The organism is Novosphingobium sp. AAP1 (genome assembly GCF_001295765.1).
Lineage (GTDB): Bacteria > Pseudomonadota > Alphaproteobacteria > Sphingomonadales > Sphingomonadaceae > Novosphingobium > Novosphingobium capsulatum.
On the sequence record NZ_LJHO01000009.1, the window covers coordinates 26,331 to 49,244 of the forward strand.

At 66.6% G+C, this 22,914-nt stretch carries 19 protein-coding genes and 1 tRNA gene; 5 read left to right on the forward strand and 15 right to left on the reverse strand.

The window, feature by feature from the left end; translation table 11 throughout:
* Position 1: 1 nt before the first annotated feature.
* The 4 genes from IP65_RS15625 to IP65_RS21730 all read right to left on the reverse strand — a co-directional run bounded on the left by IP65_RS15625 (position 2) and on the right by IP65_RS21730 (position 3,405).
* Positions 2-892, reverse strand: a complete 891-nt coding sequence (locus IP65_RS15625; protein WP_054132266.1) for a class I SAM-dependent methyltransferase — start codon at positions 890-892, stop codon at positions 2-4.
* Positions 892-2,322 carry a threonine synthase gene (gene thrC / locus IP65_RS15630; RefSeq protein ID WP_054132267.1) on the reverse strand — a complete coding sequence of 477 codons (1,431 nt, stop codon included), beginning with the start codon at positions 2,320-2,322 and terminating at the stop codon, positions 892-894. The genes IP65_RS15625 and thrC overlap by 1 nt, the downstream gene beginning before the upstream one ends.
* Positions 2,323-2,410: 88 nt before the next feature.
* Positions 2,411-3,016 carry an SURF1 family protein gene (locus tag IP65_RS15635; protein WP_054132268.1) on the reverse strand — a complete coding sequence of 202 codons (606 nt, stop codon included), beginning with the start codon at positions 3,014-3,016 and terminating at the stop codon, positions 2,411-2,413.
* Positions 3,016-3,405, reverse strand: coding sequence for a DUF983 domain-containing protein (locus tag IP65_RS21730; protein ID WP_231627740.1), 390 nt, complete (start codon positions 3,403-3,405; stop codon positions 3,016-3,018). The genes IP65_RS15635 and IP65_RS21730 overlap by 1 nt, the downstream gene beginning before the upstream one ends.
* A 99-nt stretch (positions 3,406-3,504) precedes the next feature.
* On the opposite strand from IP65_RS21730, the gene IP65_RS15645 reads away from it, so the two are divergent.
* Positions 3,505-5,280, forward strand: a complete 1,776-nt coding sequence (locus IP65_RS15645) for a DUF885 family protein (RefSeq protein ID WP_231627741.1) — start codon at positions 3,505-3,507, stop codon at positions 5,278-5,280.
* A 21-nt stretch (positions 5,281-5,301) separates the two neighbouring features.
* On the opposite strand, the gene IP65_RS15650 is transcribed toward IP65_RS15645, so the two are convergent.
* From IP65_RS15650 to IP65_RS15670, 5 genes are all read right to left on the reverse strand, one after another.
* Positions 5,302-6,735, reverse strand: a complete 1,434-nt coding sequence (locus tag IP65_RS15650) for a HAMP domain-containing sensor histidine kinase (protein WP_231627742.1) — start codon at positions 6,733-6,735, stop codon at positions 5,302-5,304.
* Positions 6,735-7,466, reverse strand: coding sequence for a response regulator (locus IP65_RS15655; protein ID WP_054132270.1), 732 nt, complete (start codon positions 7,464-7,466; stop codon positions 6,735-6,737). The genes IP65_RS15650 and IP65_RS15655 overlap by 1 nt, the downstream gene beginning before the upstream one ends.
* An 18-nt stretch (positions 7,467-7,484) precedes the next feature.
* Positions 7,485-8,171 (reverse strand): EF-hand domain-containing protein, encoded by a 687-nt coding sequence (locus IP65_RS21735; RefSeq protein WP_082350198.1) that lies wholly within the window; start codon positions 8,169-8,171, stop codon positions 7,485-7,487.
* 468 nt (positions 8,172-8,639) lie between these two features.
* Positions 8,640-9,017, reverse strand: a complete 378-nt coding sequence (locus IP65_RS15665; protein ID WP_028658330.1) for a VOC family protein — start codon at positions 9,015-9,017, stop codon at positions 8,640-8,642.
* 64 nt (positions 9,018-9,081) lie between these two features.
* The gene (locus IP65_RS15670) at positions 9,082-10,881 is read right to left on the reverse strand and encodes an aminopeptidase P family protein (RefSeq protein ID WP_054132315.1); all 1,800 of its coding nucleotides are present in this window, start codon (positions 10,879-10,881) and stop codon (positions 9,082-9,084) included.
* 113 nt (positions 10,882-10,994) lie between these two features.
* Between IP65_RS15670 and IP65_RS15675 the strand changes: the two genes are divergently transcribed.
* Entirely contained in the window at positions 10,995-13,085 is a 2,091-nt protein-coding gene (locus IP65_RS15675) for a S9 family peptidase (protein ID WP_054132272.1), read from the forward strand.
* A gap of 247 nt (positions 13,086-13,332) precedes the next feature.
* Here the strand turns inward: IP65_RS15675 and clpX are convergent, their stop codons facing one another.
* The 5 genes from clpX to IP65_RS15700 form a co-directional block, all read right to left on the reverse strand.
* Positions 13,333-14,589 carry an ATP-dependent Clp protease ATP-binding subunit ClpX gene (gene clpX / locus IP65_RS15680; protein WP_022678079.1) on the reverse strand — a complete coding sequence of 419 codons (1,257 nt, stop codon included), beginning with the start codon at positions 14,587-14,589 and terminating at the stop codon, positions 13,333-13,335.
* 148 nt (positions 14,590-14,737) lie between these two features.
* Positions 14,738-15,433, reverse strand: a complete 696-nt coding sequence (gene clpP / locus IP65_RS15685; RefSeq protein ID WP_022678078.1) for an ATP-dependent Clp endopeptidase proteolytic subunit ClpP — start codon at positions 15,431-15,433, stop codon at positions 14,738-14,740.
* Between the two features lie 125 nt (positions 15,434-15,558).
* Complete coding sequence (locus tag IP65_RS15690; RefSeq protein ID WP_054132273.1) at positions 15,559-16,398, reverse strand: hypothetical protein; 840 nt, start codon at positions 16,396-16,398, stop codon at positions 15,559-15,561.
* A gap of 162 nt (positions 16,399-16,560) precedes the next feature.
* A complete protein-coding gene (gene tig / locus IP65_RS15695; protein ID WP_054132274.1) occupies positions 16,561-18,123 on the reverse strand; it encodes a trigger factor in 1,563 nt (520 codons plus the stop codon).
* A gap of 71 nt (positions 18,124-18,194) precedes the next feature.
* Positions 18,195-18,279: transfer RNA gene (locus IP65_RS15700), tRNA-Leu, on the reverse strand.
* A gap of 190 nt (positions 18,280-18,469) precedes the next feature.
* Between IP65_RS15700 and IP65_RS21740 the strand changes: the two genes are divergently transcribed.
* Positions 18,470-18,637, forward strand: coding sequence for a hypothetical protein (locus IP65_RS21740; protein WP_022676538.1), 168 nt, complete (start codon positions 18,470-18,472; stop codon positions 18,635-18,637).
* Positions 18,638-18,656: 19 nt separating this feature from the next.
* Here IP65_RS21740 and sppA read toward each other — a convergent pair whose 3' ends face one another.
* Positions 18,657-20,546, reverse strand: coding sequence for a signal peptide peptidase SppA (gene sppA / locus IP65_RS15705; protein ID WP_054132275.1), 1,890 nt, complete (start codon positions 20,544-20,546; stop codon positions 18,657-18,659).
* A gap of 84 nt (positions 20,547-20,630) precedes the next feature.
* Here sppA and IP65_RS15710 point away from each other — a divergent pair, with 84 nt between their 5' ends.
* Together IP65_RS15710 and IP65_RS15715 are read left to right on the forward strand one after the other, a co-directional pair.
* Positions 20,631-21,674 carry an aspartate carbamoyltransferase catalytic subunit gene (locus tag IP65_RS15710; protein ID WP_054132276.1) on the forward strand — a complete coding sequence of 348 codons (1,044 nt, stop codon included), beginning with the start codon at positions 20,631-20,633 and terminating at the stop codon, positions 21,672-21,674.
* Positions 21,671-22,903: a dihydroorotase family protein gene (locus tag IP65_RS15715; RefSeq protein WP_054132277.1), complete on the forward strand. Its 1,233-nt coding sequence runs from the start codon at positions 21,671-21,673 to the stop codon at positions 22,901-22,903. Before IP65_RS15710 ends, IP65_RS15715 begins: the two co-directional genes overlap by 4 nt.
* Positions 22,904-22,914 lie beyond the last annotated feature (11 nt).

The following is a 22,914-nucleotide window of genomic DNA, read 5'->3' on the forward strand; positions in this document are numbered from 1 at the left end:
CTTATGCCGCGCGGTTCCACCGTGCGAAAATCGCCGTGGGCAGGACGCGCCCGCCCGGTCCTTCCTCGGCCAGGGCCAGATCGCCATGTTCGATCGTGCCGGGCAAGTGCGCCAAAGCCTCGGCCAGCAAGCCGCCAATGGCGAGCGAGGACATGCGCACGGCATAGACCGTCAGGAACAGGAAGCTGCTGTTGGCATCGAGCAGGCGGGCGCAATCGGCGATCAACCCCGGCAGGCTTTCTTCCAGGCGCCACACTTCGCCTTCCGGGCCACGACCGAACTTGGGCGGATCGAGGATGATGCCGTCATAGCGCTTGCCCCGGCGCACTTCGCGCGCGGTAAACTTGGCCGCATCGTCGACAATCCAGCGCACTGGGCGGCCATCCATGCCCGAAAGCGCCGCATTGGCGCGGGCCTGGGCGACCGACTTTTTCGAGGCGTCGACATGGGTAACCGGGCCAAAGCGCGACAGCGACAGCGTGCCGACACCGGTATAGCCGAACAGGTTGAGCGTGGCGGCATCGTCGCGCCCGGCCAGGCGTTCGCCCATCCAGTCCCACACCGGCGCCATGTCGGGGAAAAAGCCCAGGTGACGGAACGGCGTGCAGCTGGCGGTGAACTGCACCGCGTTCCACGCCAGCGGCCAGCCTTCGCGCGGCACCGGGCCATCAAACAGCCAGCGCCCGCCGCCATCCTCGTCGGAACCGGGCACGAATTCGCCGTCGGCGGCCCATTCGCCCAACGCCGGCGCCCACATCGCCTGGGGTTCGGGGCGGATGAAGCGATGCGGGCCATAGCGCTCAAGCTTGCGACCATGGCCCGAATCGATGAGGGCGAAATCCCCCCAGGGCGATCCCACCATCAACTGCGGCTGGAGCGTAAGCGCGGCCATCAGGCGTCCGTCCCGCCGATCTTGGGCCCGATCTTGGGTGTGGCGCGCTCGGTCACATAGGCTGCCACGGCCTCGTAGGTGCCAGGCAGATGGTCGCAGCGCTCGTGCCGCTCGAACAGATCGCCCACCCGCGCAGGCAGCGGCGGGCGCACGCCGGTGGCGCGCTCCACCGCATCGACGAACTTGGCGGGATGGGCGGTGGCCAGGGTCACCACCGGCACATCGGCCGGCAGCCCTTCGGCCACGCGCGCGGCATGCAGGCCGATCGCGGTATGCGGATCGAGCACTTCGCCGGCTGCCTCATAGGCCCAGCGCATGGCCTGGGCCATCTGTGCGGGATCGCAGCGCGCGCTGGTGAACAGGCCGCCGATCGCTGCACGCTGGGCATTGGTCAGTTGCAGCGCCTTGGTGGCATCGAACTGCTGCATCTGCGCAGCGAGGACCGCAGCATCGCGCCCGCAGGCATCGAACAGCAGGCGTTCGAAATTGGACGAGACCTGGATATCCATCGACGGCGCCGCCGTGGGCGTAACCGTGCTGGCCGAATAGTCCCCGGCCGACAGCGCGCGGTGGAGAATGTCGTTGATGTTGGTGGCGACGATCAGCCGCTCCATCGGCAGGCCCATCTGCGCCGCGACATAGCCGGCGAACACGTCGCCGAAATTGCCGGTCGGCACCGAGAACGCCACCTTGCGGTGCGGCGCGCCCAGTTGCAGCGCGGCGGCGAAATAATAGACCACCTGCGACATCAGCCGCGCCCAGTTGATCGAATTGACCGCGGCAATGCCATAAGTGCCAGTGATCGCGGCATCGTTGAACATGCGCTTCACCATCGCCTGGGCATCGTCAAAGCTGCCGTCGATGGCGATGTTATAGACGTTGGGCGCGATCACCGTGGTCATCTGCCGGCGCTGAACATCAGACACGCGGCCGTGGGGGTGCAGCATGAAGATATCGACCTTGGCGCGGCCGGCCACGGCGTCGATCGCGGCAGAGCCGGTATCGCCCGAGGTGGCGCCCACGATGGTCAGGTGATCCTCGCGCCGGGCCAGGAATTCCTCGAACAGCAGGCCCAGCATCTGCAAGGCCACGTCCTTGAATGCCAGGGTCGGGCCGTGGAACAGCTCGAGCACCCACTGCCGCTCGTCGAGCTGCTTGAGCGGGGTGACGGCGGCATGGGCAAAGCGGCCATAGGCCTGGCCGGTCAATTCGCGCAGGCGTTCGGGCGAAAGGCTGTCGCCCACGAAAGGCGCCATGATCCGCGCGGCCAGTTCGGCATAGGGCAGGCCGGCCATGGCGGCGATCTCATCATGGCTGAACTGCGGCCAGGCTTCGGGCACGTAGAGGCCACCGTCGGACGCGAGGCCCGCCAGCGTGACGCCTTCGAAATCGAGCGAGGCGGCCTGGCCCCGCGTGCTGACATACTTCATCGCCAATCCCCGTGTGCCGCGCCCACCGCAAGGGCAGCGCCCAATCATCACCGGCACGCCATCGCGCGCGTTGTCGTCAGCGCGGCGCCTAGCGCCCCGGGGGCATCGTGACAACCACCGCCGCGCCTTTCGCGCGCCGGCGCAGGGCCAGGGCATAGATCACCAGCGCTACGGCGGCGAAGAGGAACCACTGCACCGCGTAGGCCAGGTGGTTGTTGGGAATGTCAGACGGATCAGGCGCGGCATTGGCGCCCAAGCCGGCAAGCGGCGGATCGGCAACGAGGCGGGTAATCTTGTGGAATGGGGCGATTCGGCCCGTAACCCGCCCGCCATCCCATTGTGGCGGATGCGGATCGCGCGACCAGCCCAGTTGTACCAGCGCGGGCATGCCACCCGGCGCCTGGCAGTGGGCAATGTGCACATAGCCGCTTTCACCCGCAGCATTGCGGCCGCCCACCGAATCCCACAGGCCAGGCTGCACCTGGCAATCGAACGTGGCACGGCGATAGAGCACGGCCTTGCCATCGCCTGCCACGGGGAACCCAACAGGCGCAGGATTGACCAGCGCGGCGGCAAAGCGCGCCAGCAGCGCCTCTTTCTGCACCTTGCGCTGCAATTGCCAGAAGCCCAGGCCGATCATCATCGCCACGGCCAGCAGCACGATGCAGGTGGGCACAACGGGAATGCGCCGCATCAGCCCTGCCCTCGCGGTGCCACGCGCGCGGCCAGCACCGCAGCGCGCACCGCGCGCACCGCAAGGCCCACGATCAGCGCGCTCGCCGGGCCCCAGACCAGCGGATAGACCCACAAGGGCAGGCGCCAGATATCATCGACCCGCAGCGCGGAAAACACCAGCAGTGCCACCAGCGGGATGACGACCGGATAGAGCGCGCGCCCGCTTGCCTCGTGCACGGCCAGCGGCTCGCCACAGGCGCGGCAGTGGTCATTGAGCTTGGGCGGCTCCCACGCCCGCCCGGCCCAGACCATGCCGGGCGTATTGCAGGCCGGGCACATGCCATGGCGCGCCACCTGCCACCAGCCTGGCCCGGTGGCCGATCTGCTGCTCCCGCTGTTTTCGCTCATGATCATCGGGATAGCGCCCGCGCCCGGCCCGGTCCAGCTTGCACATGGGCCATTTCCCACGCTACCCGGTTGCATCTGCAACAGGAGTATTGTGCCGCCGTGACCGTTCATCGTCTCCCGCTGCTGGCCGCCCTCCTGCTTGGCGTAGTCCAGCCAGCCCATGCGCAGGCCCCTGTCCCCGCGGTTGCTGCCAGTACTTCCGCGGACGCCGCGTTCTATGCCCTGGCCGATGCCGAATGGACCTGGCGCCAGGCGCAGTTTGGCGATGACGAGAACGACGATCGCCCCAGCTATCGCCTGCCCGATGTGAGCGCTGCCGCCCAGGCCGCGCGCGAGGCGCGCTGGGCGCAGACGCTGAAAGCACTCGACGCCATCGACCAGGGCGCGCTCTCGCCGGCCGCGCGCGTCAACTATGCGATCTATCGCTACCAGATCGAAACGCTGCTTTCGGCGCAGCGCTTTCACGAGTGGGAAAAGCCGCTCAATTCAGACACCACGTTCTGGGGCAACCTGGCCGATACCGCACGCACGCCGTTCCGCAACGAAAGCGAAGCGCGCGCCTATATCACCATGCTGCATGCCGTGCCGCGCTATTTCGCGCAGCAGATGGCCAACATGAAGGCGGGGCTGGCACGCGGATTTACCGCGCCGCAAGTCACGCTCAAGGGCCGCGATCTGTCGCTGCTGCCGATAACGGACGCCAAGACGGCCGACGCCAACCCGTTCTTCGAGCCGTTCAAGGCCCTGCCCGCCACTATTCCGCCCGCCACGGCCAAGGCCCTGGCCGACGAGGCGCGCACGGCGATCACCACCGAAGTCGTGCCGGCGCACCGCGCGCTGTTCGCCTATCTGCGCAGCGATTATCTGCCCCATGCCCGCACCGCCCTTGCCGCGCAGGGCCTGCCCCAAGGGAAAGACTATTACCAGGCGCAGATCCGCGAATATACCACCACCGACCTGACGCCCGACGCGATCCATCAGATCGGCCTGGCCGAGGTGGCCAGGATCCGTGCGCAGATGCAGGAGATCATGGCCCAGGTCGGCTTTACCGGTGACCTGCCCGCGTTCCTGGCCAAGCTGCGCAGCGATCCGCAGTTCGTCGCGAGCAGCCCGCAAGATCTGCTCAACCGTGCGGCATGGATCGCCAAGACGTTCGACGGCAAGGCAGCCGACTGGTTTGGCCGCCTGCCGCGCAAGCGCTTTGCCATTCGCCCGGTGCCCGCCGACATTGCCCCTTTCTACACCGCCGGGCGCGGCGGGCCGGGGGTCTATCTGGTCAACACCTGGAATCTGCCGGCGCGTCAGCTCTATTCGCTGCCCGCCCTCACCCTGCACGAAAGCGCGCCGGGCCATGCGTTCCAGATGTCATTGGCATCGGAAAACAAGGGGCTGCCGGCCTGGCGCCAGCGCACCTACATTTCTGCCTATGGCGAAGGCTGGGCGCTCTATTGCGAAAAGCTGGGGGTGGAGATGGGCATCTACACCACGCCCTACGAACGCTTTGGCATGCTGTCGTACCAGATGTGGCGTGCGGCGCGGCTGGTGGTCGATACCGGAATCCACGCCAAGGGCTGGACGCGCGAACAGGCGCTGGCCTTCCTGCACGACAATACCGCGCTGTCGGATCACGAGATCGAGACCGAGACCGATCGCTATATCGCCTGGCCGGGCCAGGCGCTGAGCTATTACCTGGGCGAGATGGCCATCGTGGAGGATCGCGCCCGCGCGGAAAAGGCGCTGGGCGACAAGTTCAACATTCGCGCCTTCCACGATGCCGTGCTCGAACTGGGCTCGGTGCCGCTGCCCGTGTTGCACGCCCGGATCGATCGCTTCATCGCCGAGGGTGGCAAGGGCCCCTATCCCGACGAGGAGTGAGGCAAAACCGTGGCGGCGCGGTCAGGCTGCCAGCGGCAGGCGCAGCGTGGCAATCAGGCCCACGACCTGGCCCGCCTGCCAGCGGTTGGCAAGGACGAGCGAGCCGCCGTGCTGGTCGGCGATCGCGCGGGCCAGAGTCAGCCCGAGGCCCGTGCCGCCGGTGGCTGTGTTACGCGAGGCCTCCAGCCGGGTGAACGGCTCCAGCATGCGCAGGATATCGCCTTCTGGAATACCCGGGCCATCGTCCTCGATGCGCAGCACCGCCTCGCCGTCTTCGCGCGCCAGTGACACGCGCGCCCGCTGGCCATAACGCAGCGCGTTGGACACCAGATTGCGCATGGCCCGGCGCAGCCAGGTGGCGCGCAGCGGCAGAACGATGCGCACGGTGTCTTCCAGCGTCACATCCTCGCCCATATCCTCGTATTCGCCCATCACGTCGGTGACGAGGGCCGAAAGCTCGGTCGTCTCCAGCGGGTCAGAGGGGCGGCCGACGCGGGCGAGCGAGAGAATGTCGTCGAGCGAGCGGTTGATATCCTCGATCGTCGCGGCCATGCGCGCGCGCTCGTTCTCGTCCTCCACCGCCTCGATCCGCACGCGCAGCGCGGCCAGCGGCGTTTTCAGATCGTGGCCGATCGCGCCCAGCATCACGTCCTTTTCATCGAGCAGGCCAACAATGCGCGCTTCCATGGCATTGTGGGCCACGATCAGGCGGCGGATATCATCAGGCCCCTCGGGTTCGAGCTGGCCATCGGCATTGCGTTCGCGGGCAAAGGCTTCCACCCGCCCGGTCAAGGCCTTGAGCGGCCGCGCAATGCGCCGCAGGATCAGCGCCACCGCACCCACCAGCACGAAATAGAGCAGCACCGTCTGCATCAGCAGCGAAAGGATCACCTGGCGCTCATTGGCCGGGGCGAGGATACGCGCGGTGAGCCAGGTGCCATCGGGCCGCTGGATCGAGGCGATGATCAGGCGCGCTTGCGGCCGATGATCGCCAAAGCTTTCCAGCCGCTTGCTGACATCGCCAAACCACGCGCCGACAATCGCATCCGCCTCGGGATCGCGCTCAACCACCAAGACCTGGCGATGGACCAGACCCTGGGTTTCCAGCACATCATGCAACGCGCTCGCCACGTCGCTGCGCTGGCGGTCGCCCGGTTGTTCGGGCGAATTGACATCGACGCGCACGCGCAAGGGGCGTGGCAGGCGCCAGATATCGTCAGGCGGCGGTCCGTGTGGGCGGCCATCAGGCGGGTGATTTTCGCGCGGTGGCTGGCCGATCAGGCGAAATGCCGCCTCGTTCACGGTCAGTTGCACGCGCCGCTCGTTCTGTTCGCGCCAGATCAGTGCGGCCGAAAGACCCTGCGCCACCAGCAGCGCCAGCGCGATCGCCAGGAGCATCTGCCCCTGCAGGCTGCGCGGTGCGCGCGATATGGTCCAGGCAGGCCAGCGCAGCATCAGTCGCGGCCTGCCACCTTGCGCACTTCGGTGGCGAGCATGTAGCCGCCGCCCCACACGGTCTGGATCAGTTGCGGATTGCGGCTGTCTTCCTCGATCTTGCGGCGCAGGCGGCTGATCTGGTTGTCCACCGCGCGATCGAACAGATGCGCCTCGCGGCCCTGGACCATGTCGAGCAGGCGATCGCGATCGAGCACCTGGCGGGGATGATCGAGAAACGCCATGAGCAGGCGAAATTCGGCCGAGGAAATGGCGACGACCGCGCCTTCGCGATCGGTCAGCCGGCGCTTGAGCGGATCGAGCGTCCAGCCTTCGAATTCATAGACCAGCGCTTCGGGGGCATCGACGGCCACGCGCGCGCTGCGCCGCAGGACCGAGCGTATCCGCGCCACCAGTTCGCGCGGGTCGAACGGCTTGACCACGTAGTCGTCAGCGCCAATCTCGAGGCCGACGATGCGGTCGGTGGATTCGCCCTTGGCGGTGATGAAGATCACTGGAAGCGCCCGGCTTTCGGCCAGGTGCCGGCACAGCGACAGGCCATCCTCGCCCGGCATCATGATGTCGAGCAGCACGAGGTCGAACGTTTCTCCCGCGATCCGCGCGCGGGCTTCCGCCGCGTTGCCCGCCTGGACCACGGCAAAGCCCTGGCGAACCAGATAGTCCGCCAGCACTTCGCGCAGGGCTGCTTCGTCGTCGACCAGAAGGATGCGGGTTACCGCTGCCTCGCTCATACCTGCGCTGCCCGGTGATCAGTTGCCGGCCGGCGGGGGCGGCGGCGGGCCGTCCATGCGCTCGCCATCGCGCCAGCGCGGACCGCCAGGGCCGCCTTTCCCGCCCCAGCGGTGGCCCTCACGGCCAAATGCGGCGCGGATTTCTTCGCGGGTAAGCTTGCCATCATGGTTGGTATCGGCCCTGTCGAATTGCGATTTGACCGCCGCATCATACGCAGCGCGGGTCACCGCGCCATCCTTGTCACGCAGGGCAGCGTGCAAAACCGCGCCAAACCCGCCCATGCGCATGCCGTGCCAGCCGTGGCGCCCGCCTTCGGGGGCCATGCCGCCCGGTGGTGGTGGCGGCATGTCGCCATCACGGCCAGCCATGGGGGGCATGCCCGGCTTCATCATGTGATGCTGCGCCATGAATTCGGCGCGGCTGATCACACCATCGTGGTTGGTGTCGATCGCATCGAACCGCTGCGCGAGGCGCGCATCGCGGTCGGCCTGGTCGATCTTGCCGTCCTTGTTCACGTCCATCCTCTGCCACAGGGCATCGGCTTGCGCCTGGGCCTGCGCCCAGGTGATGCCACCATCGCCCATAGCGCGGCCAGGCGCAGCGGGATCGGCCTGTGCCGGCGCGGAGGCTGCGGCGGCATAGAGCGCGCCAGCCCCCGCGAGGGCGGCAAGGGCCCCACCAAGGCCAAGGACGCTTTTCTTCATCTGGGCAAACTCCGGACAGACAAGGGCACCGATCGCCATTGATGACGGTATCGGCACCGCAAAAGACCTGGGGGATGAGGAAGCTGCGGCGCCGCCATGCCGAAAGAGGCTAGGGACTAAGGGGGAGGGACACCCCTTCCGGCCGTGGGGACTGAAGTGGCGGGCACCGCAGCTTCCATGGCTCATTGTATAGGCCGTGGATGTCGCGCGATTATGTCGGGACAGGGGGTATTTTGTCGCCAATTGTCGCATCATTTCGGCAGGGGACCACGCTTCCCGCCTGACCCAACTATCTATCCAAACCAATAACTTGAAATAGTTAAATGCTCGGTGAAAACCGCCAAAGCCGCTGCATCTCCGGCAATTGTGGCGGGTTATTGTCCAGGCCGTGAAATAAGACCGATACATTCACGGCAAACGGCGCGAAGCCCCCTTCCCCGCCCGCGCCGCTGTGCCGGGTTGTGCGGCTCAGGACGTGCCCATCACGAAGGCATTGAGCTTGTTGCCATCGGGATCACGAAAATAGGCAGCATAGAACCCGCCATCACCGCGCGGGCCAGGAGCGCCTTCACAGCTGCCGCCATTTGCCAGGGCCAGGGCGTGCAGCCGATCGACCTGCGCCGGCTCCTTGGCTTCGAACGCGACCATGACGCCATTGCCCACGGTGGCCGGCTGCCCATCGAACGGCTTCATCAGCGCCACCCCGGCGGCGCCACCGGCCGTACCCCAGGCAATCGCCCCGGGCCATTCGAACATGCGCCCCGTGCCCAGTTCGGCCGCAAGCGCGTCGTAGAACGGTGCCGCCCGCTCCAGATCGTTGGTTCCCAGGGTGACATAACCGATCATCATCGCTCTCCTTGCAGCGAGTCGCCACCACAAGAACGTATCATGAACACAGCCGATCGCAAGATCAGATGGGCGCGCAGGCAGCCTCCAGCCAGGCGCGGTCTTCACCCTCGAGCAGCGGCGCCAGCAGCGCCTGGGTGCGCGCGTGATAGTCGTTCCACCACGCCCGCTCGGCCGGGGTCAGCAGGGCAACATCCACCAGTGCGCGGTCGATCGGGACGAAGGTAAGCGTTTCGAACCCGCAGAACGCGCCTTCCGCACCGGCGATCATGCGCTCTTCCACCAGGATCAGGTTCTCGATGCGGATGCCGTATTCGCCCGCCTTGTAATAGCCCGGCTCGTTGGACAGGATCATGCCGGGCAGCAGGCCCTGCCCGGTGCCGGCCTGCGCGCCCGATGCCTTGGCAATGCGCTGCGGCCCTTCATGCACCGCCAGGAAGCTGCCCACGCCATGGCCGGTGCCATGGGCATAATCGAGGCCGGCCGCCCACAGGAACTGGCGGGCAAAGCTGTCGAGCGCGCCACCAGGCGTGCCCTGCGGAAACACCGCCTGGTCCAGCGCGATATGGCCCTTGAGCACGCGGGTAAAGCGGTCCTTGACCTCGGCCGGCGCCTCGCCCGGCCCGATCCACACCGTGCGGGTGATATCGGTAGTGCCATCAAGGTACTGCCCGCCCGAATCGACCAGATAGACGCTGCCCGGCGCGATCGCGCGGTTGGACTGTTCGTCCACGTGATAGTGCGGGATCGCCGCATTGGGGCCGGCGCCCGAAATGGTGTCGAACGACAGGTCCTTGAGCAGGCCGGTCTTCTCCCGCTCGGCATGGAGGCGCGCGGCAGCGGAAAGTTCGGTTTCACCGCCCTTGGGCGCGGTCACCGACAGCCAGTGCAGGAACCGGCTTACCGCCGCGCCATCACGCGCCTGGGCGGCGCGGTGACCGGCCTGTTCCACCGGGTTCTTGCGCGCCTTGGGCAGCACGGTGGGATCGGTGAGCGTGAGAACCCGCGCTTCCGCCCCTTCCAGCGCGCGGAACACGGCCGCGACCGCGCGTTCCGGGTCGACCGCCACGGTCTTGCCCGCCAGCGCCGTCAGTGCCGGCACGAATGCCGCGCGATCCTGTACGCGCACGGCATTGCCCAGGTGCGCCACGAGCGCGGCATCAACCTTTTCGGGCGCAATGAACAGATCGACTGTGCCATCGGCATGGGCCACCACGAACGAGAGCGCCACCGGCGTGCGATCGACATCGGCGCCGCGCATGTTGAGCAACCAGGCCACGCCATCGAGCGCGGTGACCACTGCCGCGTCGGCGCCGTTGTCCGTCAGCCACTGTGCCAGCATGGCGCGCTTTTCAGCGACGCTTTGCCCGGCGTGGGCGTCGGCATGGGGCACGGCCAGCGCCGCCGAGGGCGCGGGCCGGTCCTGCCACACAGCGTCGATGGGATTGCTGTCCACGGCCACCAGGCTGGCGCCCTTGGCTTCCAGCGCCTTGGCCACGCCATCGGCCCAGGGCTTGGCATGCAGCCAGGCATCATAGCCGATCCGCGCGCCGCGCGCCGCATGCTCGCCCAGCCAGGCTGCCGGGCTGGTCTGCGGCACGGACTGGTATTCATAGAGCCGCCCGTCCACCTGCTCGCGCACCTGGATGGTATAGCGCCCATCGACGAAGATCGCCGCGCGATCCTTGAGCACCACCGCCGTGCCGGCCGATCCGCCAAACCCGGTGAGCCAGCCGAGCCGCTGCGCATAGCCGCCGACATATTCGCTCATGTGCTCGTCGGAAATCGGGATGACGAAGCCATCCAGCCCGCGTCGTCCCAGCTCGGCGCGCAGTGCTTCCAGGCGGGCTTCGTGGGTTTGCATCAACATGGCGGGGCGTCCTTGGGCGTAATGGGCAGGTAACTGGTTGGCATTGTAACCACCTGATGCGGCAGACGCCAGAGGCGCGCCTTGCAGGCCGGGCACAGGCACCATAGATGGCGGAGATGACCGCAGCCACCCCTATCGCCGCCCAGCCCCCCGTTGCCGCAAAAAAGCCGCACAGCATCAGCCATCATGGCGTGACGATCACCGACGATTACGCCTGGTTGCGCGATCCCGGCTATCCCGAGGTCAAGGATCCCGAAATCCTCGCGCACCTCGAGGCTGAGAACGCCTGGTTCCAGGCGCATATGGCCCCGCGCCAGCCGCTGATCGACCAGCTCTTTGCCGAAATGCGCGGACGCATCAAGGAAGCGGACAAGTCCGTGCCGCAGAAGGACGGCAACTGGGTCTATTGGATCGAGTACGAGGAGGGCGCGGAATACAAGAAGTGGTGGCGCCGGCCGGTCGACGCGGCCGACGACGGCAGTGCCGACGAGTTGCTTCTCGACGAAGTGGCCCTGGCGCAGGGCCATGACTATTTCCGCCTGGGTGCCATCTCGGTGTCCAACGATGGGCGCCTGCTGGCCTGGTCGGTGGACGATAACGGCTCGGAACGCTTCACCGCGCGGATCAAGGTGATCGCCAGCGGAGAAATCCTGCCCGACGAAATCCCCGGCACCAATTCAGGCCTGATCTGGGTCAAGGGCGATACGGGGCTGGTCTATAGCCTCGCCAACGAGAACTGGCGCACCGACAATGTGCGCCTGCACTGGCTGGGCCAACCGCTCGACCAGGACGTGGAACTCTACCATGAGGATGACGAAGGCTTTCGCGCCGGCGCCGCGCTTTCCGCCAACGAGAAGTGGCTGATCGTATCGACCGGCGACCATGAAACCAACGAAGTGCGCCTTATCCCGGCCGATGATCCGCTCCAGGCGCCGATCCTGGTGCGTCCGCGCGAAAAGGGCGTGGAATACGATGTGGACCTGCACGGGGAGACGCTGTTCGTCCACACCAACGACACCCACGAGAATTTCCGCCTCGCCACCGCGCCGCTGGCCGACCCTGCCAGCTGGACCACGCTGATCGCCGGCAGCGACGATTTCTATCTCACCGGGTTTGAACTGTTCCGCGATTTCTATGTCGTCGAAGGCCGCGTGCGCGGGCTCGATCGCATCGAGGTGCGCTATTACGACGATCCGGCGCGGATCGAGCCGATCGCCTTTCCCGAGGCGAGCTATGAAGCGAGCCTGGGCGACAACCCGGAATGGGCCACGCAGACGCTGCGCGTGGGCTATGAATCGATGGTCAGCCCGTCTTCGGTCTTTGACTATGACGTGCCCAGCCGCACGCTGACCCGGCTCAAGGTCCAGGAAATCCCGTCGGGCTATGACGCCAGCCGCTATGAGACGGCACGGCTCGATATCCCTGCCCGCGATGGCACGCTGGTGCCGGTCTCGGTGGTGTGGCGCAAGGACCGTCCGGCCGGCGGGCCGCTGCATCTCTATGGCTATGGCGCCTATGGCATTGCCATCGGGCCGGGCTTTTCCACCACGCGCCTCTCGCTGCTCGATCGCGGCATGGCCTATGCCATTGCCCACATTCGCGGCGGCGATGATCTGGGCCGGGGCTGGTACAAGGCCGGCAAGCTGGACGCGCGCACCAACACGTTCAACGACTTCATCGACGTGGCGCGCGGCCTGATCGACCATGACTTTACCACGGCGGGGCGGATTTCGGCCTCGGGCGGTTCCGCCGGCGGCGAGCTGATGGGCGCGGTGATCAACCAGGCGCCCGACCTGTTTGGCGCGGTCGTGGCCGATGTGCCGTTTGTCGACGTGCTCGCCACGATGCTCGACGAAAGCCTGCCGCTCACGCCGGGCGAATGGCCGGAATGGGGCAACCCGATCGACGATGCGGCCGCCTTTCACCTGATCCGGTCCTATTCGCCCTATGACCAGGTCAAGCCGCAGGCCTATCCGCCACTGATGGTCACCGCCGGCCTCAACGATCCACGCGTGACCTATTGGGAGCCGGCCAAGTGGGTCGCGCGCCTGCGCGAGCTGAAGACCGACAGCAATCCGCTGATCTTCAAGACCAACATGGGCGCGGGCCACGGCGGCAAATCCGGCCGCTTTGAAAGCCTCAAGGAAGCGGCCGAGGAATTCGCGTTCCTGCTGACCGAACTGGGCATCGAGGGCTAAAACCAAAGCCGTAGATGAACTCAGTCCATCAGATCCCGTTCGGGCTGAGCTTGGCGCAGCCCTCTGGCAGGGCGCGTCGTGCTGGCGCCCTTCGACAAGCTCAGGGCGAACGGGCGAGGTGTTTTGGGTTTGGCTCCCCTTTCCTCGCGTGTTCGGGCGCAAGCGCAACAAGCCTGCCAGGCTTGCCCCAAACAAAAACCCCCGCTGTCGCCAGCGGGGGTTTTTCATAGCTCCGAGACGGAAAGCCTCAGGCAGCCTGTTCCTTGCCCTTGAGGACCTGGACCGGCTCCTTGCGGCCATCGACCACGTCCTTGTCCACCACCACTTCGGTCACGCCGTCGAGCGTGGGCAGATCGAACATGGTATCGAGCAGCAGGCCTTCGACGATCGAGCGCAGGCCACGCGCGCCGGTCTTGCGCTCGATGGCCTTCTTGGCAATCGCTTCCAGTGCCTCGTCGGTGAAGGTCAGCGTCACGTCTTCGAGTTCAAACAGCTTGGCGTACTGCTTGACCAGCGCGTTCTTGGGTTCGCGCAGGATCTGCACCAGGGCCGCCACATCAAGATCGTTGAGCGTGGCGATGACCGGCAGACGGCCGATGAATTCGGGGATGAGGCCGAACTTCTGAAGATCTTCCGGCTCTGCCTTCTGCAGCAGTTCGCCCACGCGGCGCTTGTCGGGATCGGCGACATGGGCGCCGAAACCGATCGAACGCTTCTGCAGGCGATCGGCGATGATCTTTTCCAGGCCGGCAAAGGCGCCGCCGCAGATGAACAGGATGTTGGTCGTGTCCACCTGCAGGAATTCCTGCTGCGGATGCTTGCGCCCACCCTGCGGCGGCACCGAAGCCGTGGTGCCTTCCATCAGCTTGAGCAGCGCCTGCTGCACGCCTTCGCCCGACACGTCGCGCGTGATCGACGGGTTCTCGGCCTTGCGGCTGATCTTGTCGATCTCGTCGATGTAGACGATGCCGTGCTGGGCCTTCTCGACATTGTAGTCGCTGGCCTGCAGCAGCTTGAGGATGATGTTCTCCACGTCCTCGCCCACATAACCCGCTTCGGTCAGCGTGGTGGCGTCGGCCATGGTGAACGGCACGTCGAACGTCTTGGCGAGCGTCTGGGCCAGCAGCGTCTTGCCCGAGCCGGTGGGGCCAACGAGCAGGATGTTGGACTTCGACAGCTCGATGTCGCCACCCTTGCCGCTGTGCTTCAGGCGCTTGTAGTGATTGTGCACCGCCACCGAGAGCACGCGCTTGGCGCGGTCCTGGCCGATCACATAATCATTGAGCGTCTCGAAGATATCGCGCGGCGTGGGAACGCCACCGTCCTTCTTGCCGGCGATGCCCTGCTTGGTCTCTTCCCGGATGATGTCGTTGCACAGCTCGACACACTCATCGCAGATAAAGACCGTCGGCCCGGCAATGAGCTTGCGCACCTCATGCTGCGATTTGCCGCAGAAGCTGCAGTAGAGCGTGCTTTTAGAGTCCGATCCGGAAAGCTTTGTCATTCTTCAATCCCAGGCGCCCCTCCACGAGGGGCGGGCCCGGCTATCCTACTACCCCAAGGGTATTAATCAACCGGACACGAAACGAGGTGATGGTATCTGCCACGCGGCTCCTTTCGCAACGCTTAAGGAGCCGGGGCAGAAGAGAAAATCAGGCCGAAGGCGCCCCGCCGGTGCCGCTTTCGACGCCGACCTGTTCAGATTGGGGACGCGATTCGAACACCTTGTCGACCAGACCGAAGGCCAGAGCCTCGTCCGCTTCGAGGAAGGTATCGCGGTCCATCGCCTTCTCGACCTCTTCCAGGCTCTTGCCGGTGTACTTCACATAGAGGTCGTTCATGCGCTTCTTGATGCGCAGGATTTCACGGGCCTGGATCTCGATATCCGAAGCCATGCCCTGCGCCCCGCCCGAAGGCTGGTGGATCATGATTCGCGCATGCGGCAGCGCGATGCGCATGCCCGGTTCGCCCGCGGCGAGCAGGAAGCTGCCCATCGAGCAGGCCTGGCCGATGCACACGGTCGACACGCGCGGGCGGATGTACTGCATGGTATCATGGATCGCCATGCCCGCCGTCACCACGCCACCGGGCGAGTTGATGTACATCGAGATGTCCTTCGAGGGATTTTCCGACTCGAGGAACAGAAGCTGGGCGACGATCAGCGACGCCATGTGGTCTTCCACCTGGCCGGTCACGAAGACGATGCGTTCGCGCAGCAGGCGGCTGAAAATGTCGAAGCTGCGTTCGCCACGGCTGGTCTGCTCGACGACGACCGGGACGAGCGCGCCAGTCACCGGATCAGCGTGGAACTTTCCTTGGGCAGAGCTGCTGCCGAACACGTCGAGCATGGGAATCCTCATCTGGTTGCGATGGCCTATGTCGCGTGCCAGCAAAGGATGTTCAAGGGCATTAACCGCGAATGCGCGGGAATGCGTGGATATTGGACCAGATTCGGGCGCCTTTCGCCGCGTGGTCAGACCTGCACCCGCGCCCGCAGGGCTTCGAGTGCAGCCAGTTGCGCTTCCATCGCCCGCAGGCGGGCCTCGGTTCGGGCCACCCGCTCGCGCAACTCGCGGCTGCGCCTGCTACCTGGCAGCAGCCGTGCCAGGAATCGACCCGCGTCGCCCAGACTGGCGGCCATGGCATCGAGCAGGCCCTGGCGCGGCACGACCGGCGCGCGGTGGCGCGGCAGGGGGCTGCGATCATCGGGCGCAACCCAGTGCACGCCAGGCGGCGAAGGCTGCAGCAGTGGCGGCGCGGCATGCATCTCGGCCGGCGGCGCACAAGCGGCCGCGACTTCACGTGTGGTAGCCGCGGAACGGCGCGCGTGTTCGGCGGCGATCATCGCGCGGCGCTGCGCCTTGCGCGCGGTGCGGGTGCCCGGACGGGGCGGCAGATCGCGATGCGGCGCCTTGCGCAGCGGCTCTTGGCGACGCGAATCGTGACCTGGCCGATCACGATCGGGCTGCCCTTGCGGTATGGTGGCCGGCCCGCGCGGCGCGATGAACGGCGCGCGCAGCGGCGGCGTGGCGGGCAGTGCGGGCGGAATCATCCCCGCCGGCCAGGCCGCCGTGGTGATGATCGCGCCACGATGGGGCGGCAGGATGAGATCGGACGGAAAGGCCGGCGTGGCAGCCTGGGCCAGCAGGAATGGCCGGGTAAAATCGGCCTTGGCCCGCTTGCTGGCGGCCTTGGCGGCAGGCGGACTGACTGCTGGCGGACCGGCAGTTGGCGGAACGGCAGATGAAACTGGCGCCTTGGCCGGCACACGCTGGCCGGATCGAGCGCCCTTGCGATTGCGCACGGTATGCATCGGCAGATCCCCCCGGGTTCCGATGTGACCGATTCTCTCATGCCAGGAATCACCGCGCCAATCCGCATGATGCCTGAGGGCAAACACCTAAAAGCAAACGGGGCGCCACCGTTGCCGGCAGCGCCCCATTTTTGTTTCTTGATCAGGCCGTGTGGCGCTGGATCAGGCGTCTTCGCCTTCGGCGGTCGCCTTCTTGGCGGCCTTCTTCTTGGCGGGCTTGGCTTCGCCTTCAGCGGCGGGTTCCGCCTCGGCGTCGGCCGCAGCCTTCTTCTTGGCCGGAGCCTTCTTGGCGGGCTTGGCCTCTTCGGCTTCGCCAGCCGCTTCGGTTTCGGCTTCGGCCTTCTTGGCCGCCTTCTTCTTGGCGGGCTTGGCTTCGGCCGGAGCGGCAGCGGCGCCTTCCTCGGCTTCAATCGCGGCCTGGAGCTCTTCGCGGGTCACTTCGCGCTCGCTGACTTCGGCCTTGTCGAACAGGAAGTCGACGACCTTGTCTTCATAGAGCGGGGCGCGCAGCTGGGCAGCGGCCAGGGGCTCGGAGCGCACATAGTCGATGAAGCGCTGACGATCCTGTTCGCGGTACTGCTGGGCCGCCTGGCGGATCAGCATTTCCATTTCCTGCGCAGTGACCACCACACCGTTGGCCTGGCCGATTTCCGACAGGAGCAGGCCCAGACGCACGCGACGCTCGGCGATCTTGCGGTAATCGTCCTTCTCGGCTTCGATTTCCTTGAGCGCTTCCTCGGGGTTTTCCTCGTTCTGCGCTTCCTGGGTCAGCTGCTGCCAGATCTGCTCGAATTCGGCTTCCACCATCGAGGGCGGCACGTCGAAGTCATGGCCGGCAGCCAGCTGGTCGAGCAGGGCGCGCTTCATCTGGGTGCGGGTCAGGCCGGCAGTTTCCTGCTCCAGCTGGCCCTTGAGCAGGCCACGCAGCTGTTCCAGGCTTTCCAGGCCCAGCGCCTTGGCGAAATCGTCGTCAGCAACGAATTCACCCGGATTCTTCACCGCCTTGACCGTGATGTCAAAGGTGGTTTCCTTGCCGGCCAGGTTGGCGGCGGGATAGTCCTCGGGGAAGGTCACGGTAATGACCTTTTCGTCGCCGGCCTTGGCGCCAACGAGCTGTTCCTCGAAACCGGGGATGAAGCGGCCAGCGCCGATTTCCAGCGCCTGGTCTTCAGCCGCGCCACCTTCGAAGGGTTCGCCGTCCAGCTTGCCGAGGAAGTCGATGATCAGCTGGTCGCCGTCCTTGGCTTCCGCGCCTTCGGCAGCGTCGCTGAACTTCTTCTGGCCGGCGGCGATGCGGTTCACCGCTTCGTCCACCTGGTCTTCGGTCACGGGCACGACCAGCTTGTCGAGCTTGAGCCCATCGAGCGCGGGCGCTTCGACCTTGGGCAGCACTTCGAGGCTGACGGTCAGCTTTGCGTCCTGGCCTTCTTCATAGCCTTCGCCCAGCGACACGTCCGGCTGCATCGCGGGACGCAGCTGGTGGTCGGCCACCAGCTTGTCCATCGCTTCGCGAATCGTGGTCTGCAGGGCTTCCTGGTGCAGGGCCGGGCCGTGCATCTTCTTGACCAGGTTGGCCGGCACCTTGCCCGGGCGGAAGCCCGGCATGCGCACCTGGGGGGCGATCTTCTTGATTTCACCTTCCACGCGCGCGGCAATGTCCGCCGCCGGAATGGTCACGGCGTAGGCGCGCTTCAGGCCCTCGTTGCTGGTTTCGACGATCTGCATCCTGATCCAACTTTCTCGACTGACGCCGTGACAGGCGCCTCAAAATCCGTGCAAAGCCGGGGGGTGAACCCTGGTGCGGGCGAAGGGACTCGAACCCCCACATCTTGCGATACTGGAACCTAAATCCAGCGCGTCTACCAGTTCCGCCACGCCCGCATCCGGCAAAAAGCGAGCGGTGCCCCTATCGCAGCCGGGTGAAAAGCACAAGCCCGGCGCGCTTTCCCCCTGGAACAAGCGCGCCCACGCGGGGAACAAGCACCCTGGCGCGCGGTTGCCCGTTCATGCCCGCGCGATTTTCGCGTGGCAAAGGTCCGGCAAAACAGACCGGTCGCAAGGAGCATCTGCCATGGCCAGCACACCCCCGCCCGATCGCATCGACCCGCAATCGCCGCCCGACGTTCCGCCGGCGATCACCCCGCAGGAAACCCCCGAACCGGCGCCCAGCGAAACCCCGCCGGTAACACCCGACCGGATCGACCCGATCAGCCCGGACGAATTCCCCGCGCCCGACTGACCGGCTTTCCAGCAGGCGTTCAGAGCAGCTTGCCCAGCAAGGCCAGCCATGACGCCTGCGCCACCAGGCCCTGGGCTGCGGGCGGCGGCGCCATGGCCGCGGTGCCGCCGCATTCCAGGCAATAGACTTGCGCACCTGCGGTGCTGTTGAGCCGGCCCAGATCGGCCAGCACGCGCCAACCCAGTGCCTGCTGCCGCTGGGCGAGCAGCCCGGTGACATCGCCCGCCGCGCGGCTATCGGTGCTGCCATCATCGCCCATCAGGCCCGACAGGAAGCCTTGCCAGCCCCCGGGATTGCTGCCCAAAAATTCGGCGTGCCAGCTTTCCGCCTTGGCGGCCTTGGCCGCCCAGGCCACCGCATCTTCCAGTTCACCGAATTGATCGACCAGGCCGATCTGGCGCGCGGTGCCACCATCCCACACCCGGCCCTGCGCGATCTTGTCGATGTCCTGCGGGCTCTTGTGCCGGGCATCGGCCACCAGGCGCAGGAACCGCGCGTAATAGCTTTCTACCGAAGCCTGCGAGAGCGCCTCGAACTGCGGGCTGAGGCCGCCAACCACATCGGGCTGGCCCGAGAGCGGCGTGGTGCGCACACCGTCCGCGGTCACGCCATAGCTCGCCAGCGTGTCCTCAAAGCTCGGGATAACGGCAAATACGCCGATCGAACCAGTGATCGTCGCCGGTTCGGCAAACACCCGCTGCGCCGGGGTGGAGACCCAATAGCCCCCGCTTGCCGCAAGGTTGGCCATCGAGACCGCGACCGGCAGCCCCTTGGCGCGGGCCCGGGCAATCGCCGCACGGATGCGCTCTGCTGCCGTGACCGAGCCGCCGGGCGAATCCACCCGCACCACCAGCGCGGCGTAGTTGCCGCTGGCCACGGCCTGGTCGATCAGGTTGGCAATGCGCGTGCCGCCAGCCGAGCCCGGCCCGGCATCGCCATCGACGATCGTGCCGGCCACGGTGACCACGGCAATCGCCTTGCCAGTCGTCGGGGCGGGCTTGTCGGCGAGATATTGCGCCAGGGTAGAGCCCTTGTAGCCGCCCTCGCCCGCCGCCGGATCATGGCCGACCAGGTCGCCCACGCGCTTGCCGAAGGCGATCTTGTCACCCACCTTGTCGACCAGCCCGGCCTTGACCGCGGCCTGGGCCATGTCGCCACCGCTCTGCGCCAGCCATTGCGGCGGATCACGCGTGACCAAGTCGATATTGGCCTTGGGCCGCGCCTTGGTCACTTCCGCCTTCCAAGCCGACCACAGCGCGCCATAGATCGCGGAGAGGTTCTCCTTGGCCTCGGGTGAGGCATCGCTGCGGGCATAGGGTTCCACCGCAGACTTGTAGGTGCCCACCTTGAAGATGTGCGCCTTGACCTTGAAGCGGTCCATCAAGGCCTTGTAATAGAGTTGCGAACCGCCTGGCCCGGTGACCACTGCCCCGCCGATCGGATCGACCCATGCCTCGCTGGCGTGGGCCGCCAGCTGCACCGCATCGTCGGTATAGAGCAGCGCGCGCACCAGCACCGGCTTATGCGCGGCGCGCACCTTGTCCATCGCCGCGCCGATTCGGCTCATGTGCACCTGACGGCCGCCGGTGAACTGCTCCAGATCGATCACCACGGCCTTGATGCGGCTGTCATCGGCCGCCGTCTCGATTGCGCGGGCCACGTCGCGAGCCTGGAATTCGTGGGCGGGCGCCTCTCCCGACAGCAGCAGCTGCGCCGGTGCCAGCGCGCTGCGTTCTTCCACCACGCTGCCGTCCAGCGTGATGGTCAGGGCGCCATCGCGGACCTGGCCGGGCGTGGGCCGCAGCGTCAGCGCGGCATAGAGCGCCCAGAAGAACAGCAGGAGGAACAGGAGGACAAGGCCATCCTTGATCGCGACGAGGACTTTCCAGACCGAGCGGGCAAATTTCATGGGGGATATCTAGCCAGCCGGCGCGGCCCGCGCCAGTCGAAACACTTGTCGGGAAGGCCGCGCAGGTCTAGGGCGTGGTCTTCGATGCACCCATCGAGCCAATCCCCCTCGTCAGCCAGCCCGGCGCGCAGCTATCCTGCGGGCGGCCTTGCCTTTCCCCACCGCGATCTGACTGGAATCGGTCAGCTTGCCCGGCACGAGATCCTCTACCTGCTGGACGAGGCGGAGCAGTGGGTGGAACTCAACCGCCAGTCGCAAAAGCGCGCCGACCTGCTTTCGGGCCTGACCATCATCAACGCCTTTTTCGAAAACAGCACGCGCACACTGCTGTCGTTCGAAATCGCCGGCAAGCGGCTGGGCGCCGACGTGGTCAACATGCACGCGGCCACGTCCAGCGTGAAGAAGGGCGAAACGCTGATCGATACGGCGATGACGCTCAACGCGATGCGGGCAGACGCCATCGTCATCCGCCATGCCAGCTCGGGCGCGGTGCGGCTGATCGCCGAAAAGGTCGATTGCCCGGTGCTCAATGCGGGTGATGGCCAGCACGAACACCCCACCCAGGCGCTGCTCGATGCGCTGACCATCCGCCATGCGCTGGGCCTTCCCAAAGGCAGCGATCTCAACGGTCTGCGCGTGACGATCTGCGGTGATATCCTGCACAGCCGGGTGGCGCGGTCCAACATCCTGTCGCTGACCGCGCTGGGCTGCGAGGTCAGCGTTTGCGCCCCGCCCGCGCTGATGCCGTCGGAAATCGAGGTGATGGGCGTCAAGGTATTCCACGATTTCGACGCCGCGCTCAAAGGTGCCCAGGTGGTGATGATGCTGCGCCTGCAGATGGAGCGGATGCAGGGCCAGTTCATCCCCTCCCCGCGTGAATATCGCCACCTCTATGGCCTGTCGCTCGATCGCCTGGCCCAGGCCGAGGCCGGCGCGCTGGTCATGCATCCCGGGCCGATGAACCGGGGGATCGAAATCGACAGCCAGGTGGCCGATCATGTCGAACGCAGCCTGATCACCCGCCAGGTGGAAAGCGGCGTGGCGATCCGCATGGCCTGTCTGGAAGTGCTCACCCGGCGCGCCCGGCAATTGCCCGGCTGGGAACCGCTGGGCGGAGAAAACGCATGACGCCGCAACCCCTTGTCATCACCAATGGGCGCCTGGTCCTGCCCACCGGAGAGCCGATGGCCGCCGATCTGCGCTGCCAGGGCGGGCGCATCGTGGCGCTCGGTGCCGAGGCCGTGGCCCAGGATGGCGATGCCGTGTTCGATGCGCGCGGCGCGCTGGTTGCGCCGGGCCTGGTCGATCTGGGCGTGTTCGCGATCGACAAGCCGGCGTTTCATTTTGGCGGAATTACCCGCGCCGCGCTGATGCCGGATCAGGGCCCGCCGCTCGATCACCCGGCGCGGGTGCGGTTTGCCGCGCAATCGGGCAAGCCCGATTTCTGGGTCCACCCCCTCGCCGCCGCGACCCGCGGGCTTGAAGGTGCCGAACTTGCCGAACTGGCGCTGATGCGTGATGCCGGGGCGCGCGCGGTCAGCACCGGTCGCCGCTGGATTGCCGATTCGGGCGTGATGCTGAGGCTCCTGTCCTACTGCGCGATGCTCGACCTTGTCGTGGTAACCCATGCCGAGGACGATGGCATCACTGGCCATGCCGTCGCCACCGCCGGCGAAGTGGCGACGCGGCTGGGCCTGCCCTCTGCCCCAGCCGAGGCGGAAAGCCTGGCTGTGGCGCGCGATATCGCGCTGGCCGAAATGACCGGCGCGCGCCTGCACATCCGCCAGGTGACCACCGCCAAGGCGCTCGATCTGGTGCGCGCCGCCAAGCTGCGCGGCGTGCAGGTGACGGCAGGCGTTACCCCGGCCCACTTCATGTTGTCGGACCTCGAACTGGTCGATTTCCGCACGTTTTGCCGCTTTTCCCCACCGCTGCGTGCCGATGCCGATCGCAAGGCCGTGATCGCGGCCATCGGCGATGGCACGATCGACGTGATCGCCTCGGGCCACGACCCGCGCGGGCCGGAAGACAAGCGCCTGCCCTTTGCCGATGCCGAGCCGGGGATGGCCGGCGCAGAAACCCTGCTGCCGCTGACGCTGACCCTGGTGCGCGATGGCGTGATCGACATGGCCCGCGCCTTTGCCCTGCTGGCCGGCAATCCCGCCGCGCTGCTCGGCATCAACGCCGGGCGCCTGGCGGTGGGCGCAGAGGCCGATCTGGCCGTGATCCATCCCACCCGGCCCTGGGTGGTCAATTCCGACAAGATGGCCGCAAGCGCTGGCAACACCCCGTTCGACCGCCGCCCGGTCGAAGGGCGCGTGCTGGCGCTGTGGAAAGGTGGCGCCCGGATCGATTAGGGCGGTCGCAC

Bases quoted from the DNA above. Each gene is read 5' to 3' on its own strand.
- IP65_RS15710 (WP_054132276.1), top strand. From the start codon at position 20,631: ATGCACCCATCGAGCCAATCCCCCTCGTCAGCCAGCCCGGCGCGCAGC.
- IP65_RS15625 (WP_054132266.1), bottom strand. From the start codon at position 892: ATGGCCGCGCTTACGCTCCAGCCGCAGTTGATGGTGGGATCGCCCTGG.
- tig (WP_054132274.1), bottom strand. From the start codon at position 18,123: ATGCAGATCGTCGAAACCAGCAACGAGGGCCTGAAGCGCGCCTACGCC.
- clpX (WP_022678079.1), bottom strand. From the start codon at position 14,589: ATGACAAAGCTTTCCGGATCGGACTCTAAAAGCACGCTCTACTGCAGC.
- IP65_RS21735 (WP_082350198.1), bottom strand. From the start codon at position 8,171: ATGAAGAAAAGCGTCCTTGGCCTTGGTGGGGCCCTTGCCGCCCTCGCG.
- IP65_RS21740 (WP_022676538.1), top strand. From the start codon at position 18,470: ATGGCCAGCACACCCCCGCCCGATCGCATCGACCCGCAATCGCCGCCC.
- sppA (WP_054132275.1), bottom strand. From the start codon at position 20,546: ATGAAATTTGCCCGCTCGGTCTGGAAAGTCCTCGTCGCGATCAAGGAT.
- IP65_RS21730 (WP_231627740.1), bottom strand. From the start codon at position 3,405: ATGAGCGAAAACAGCGGGAGCAGCAGATCGGCCACCGGGCCAGGCTGG.
- IP65_RS15665 (WP_028658330.1), bottom strand. From the start codon at position 9,017: ATGATCGGTTATGTCACCCTGGGAACCAACGATCTGGAGCGGGCGGCA.
- IP65_RS15690 (WP_054132273.1), bottom strand. From the start codon at position 16,398: ATGCATACCGTGCGCAATCGCAAGGGCGCTCGATCCGGCCAGCGTGTG.
- IP65_RS15655 (WP_054132270.1), bottom strand. From the start codon at position 7,466: ATGAGCGAGGCAGCGGTAACCCGCATCCTTCTGGTCGACGACGAAGCA.
- thrC (WP_054132267.1), bottom strand. From the start codon at position 2,322: ATGAAGTATGTCAGCACGCGGGGCCAGGCCGCCTCGCTCGATTTCGAA.
- IP65_RS15670 (WP_054132315.1), bottom strand. From the start codon at position 10,881: ATGCAAACCCACGAAGCCCGCCTGGAAGCACTGCGCGCCGAGCTGGGA.
- IP65_RS15715 (WP_054132277.1), top strand. From the start codon at position 21,671: ATGACGCCGCAACCCCTTGTCATCACCAATGGGCGCCTGGTCCTGCCC.
- IP65_RS15675 (WP_054132272.1), top strand. From the start codon at position 10,995: ATGGCGGAGATGACCGCAGCCACCCCTATCGCCGCCCAGCCCCCCGTT.
- clpP (WP_022678078.1), bottom strand. From the start codon at position 15,433: ATGCTCGACGTGTTCGGCAGCAGCTCTGCCCAAGGAAAGTTCCACGCT.
- IP65_RS15650 (WP_231627742.1), bottom strand. From the start codon at position 6,735: ATGCTGCGCTGGCCTGCCTGGACCATATCGCGCGCACCGCGCAGCCTG.
- IP65_RS15635 (WP_054132268.1), bottom strand. From the start codon at position 3,016: ATGCGGCGCATTCCCGTTGTGCCCACCTGCATCGTGCTGCTGGCCGTG.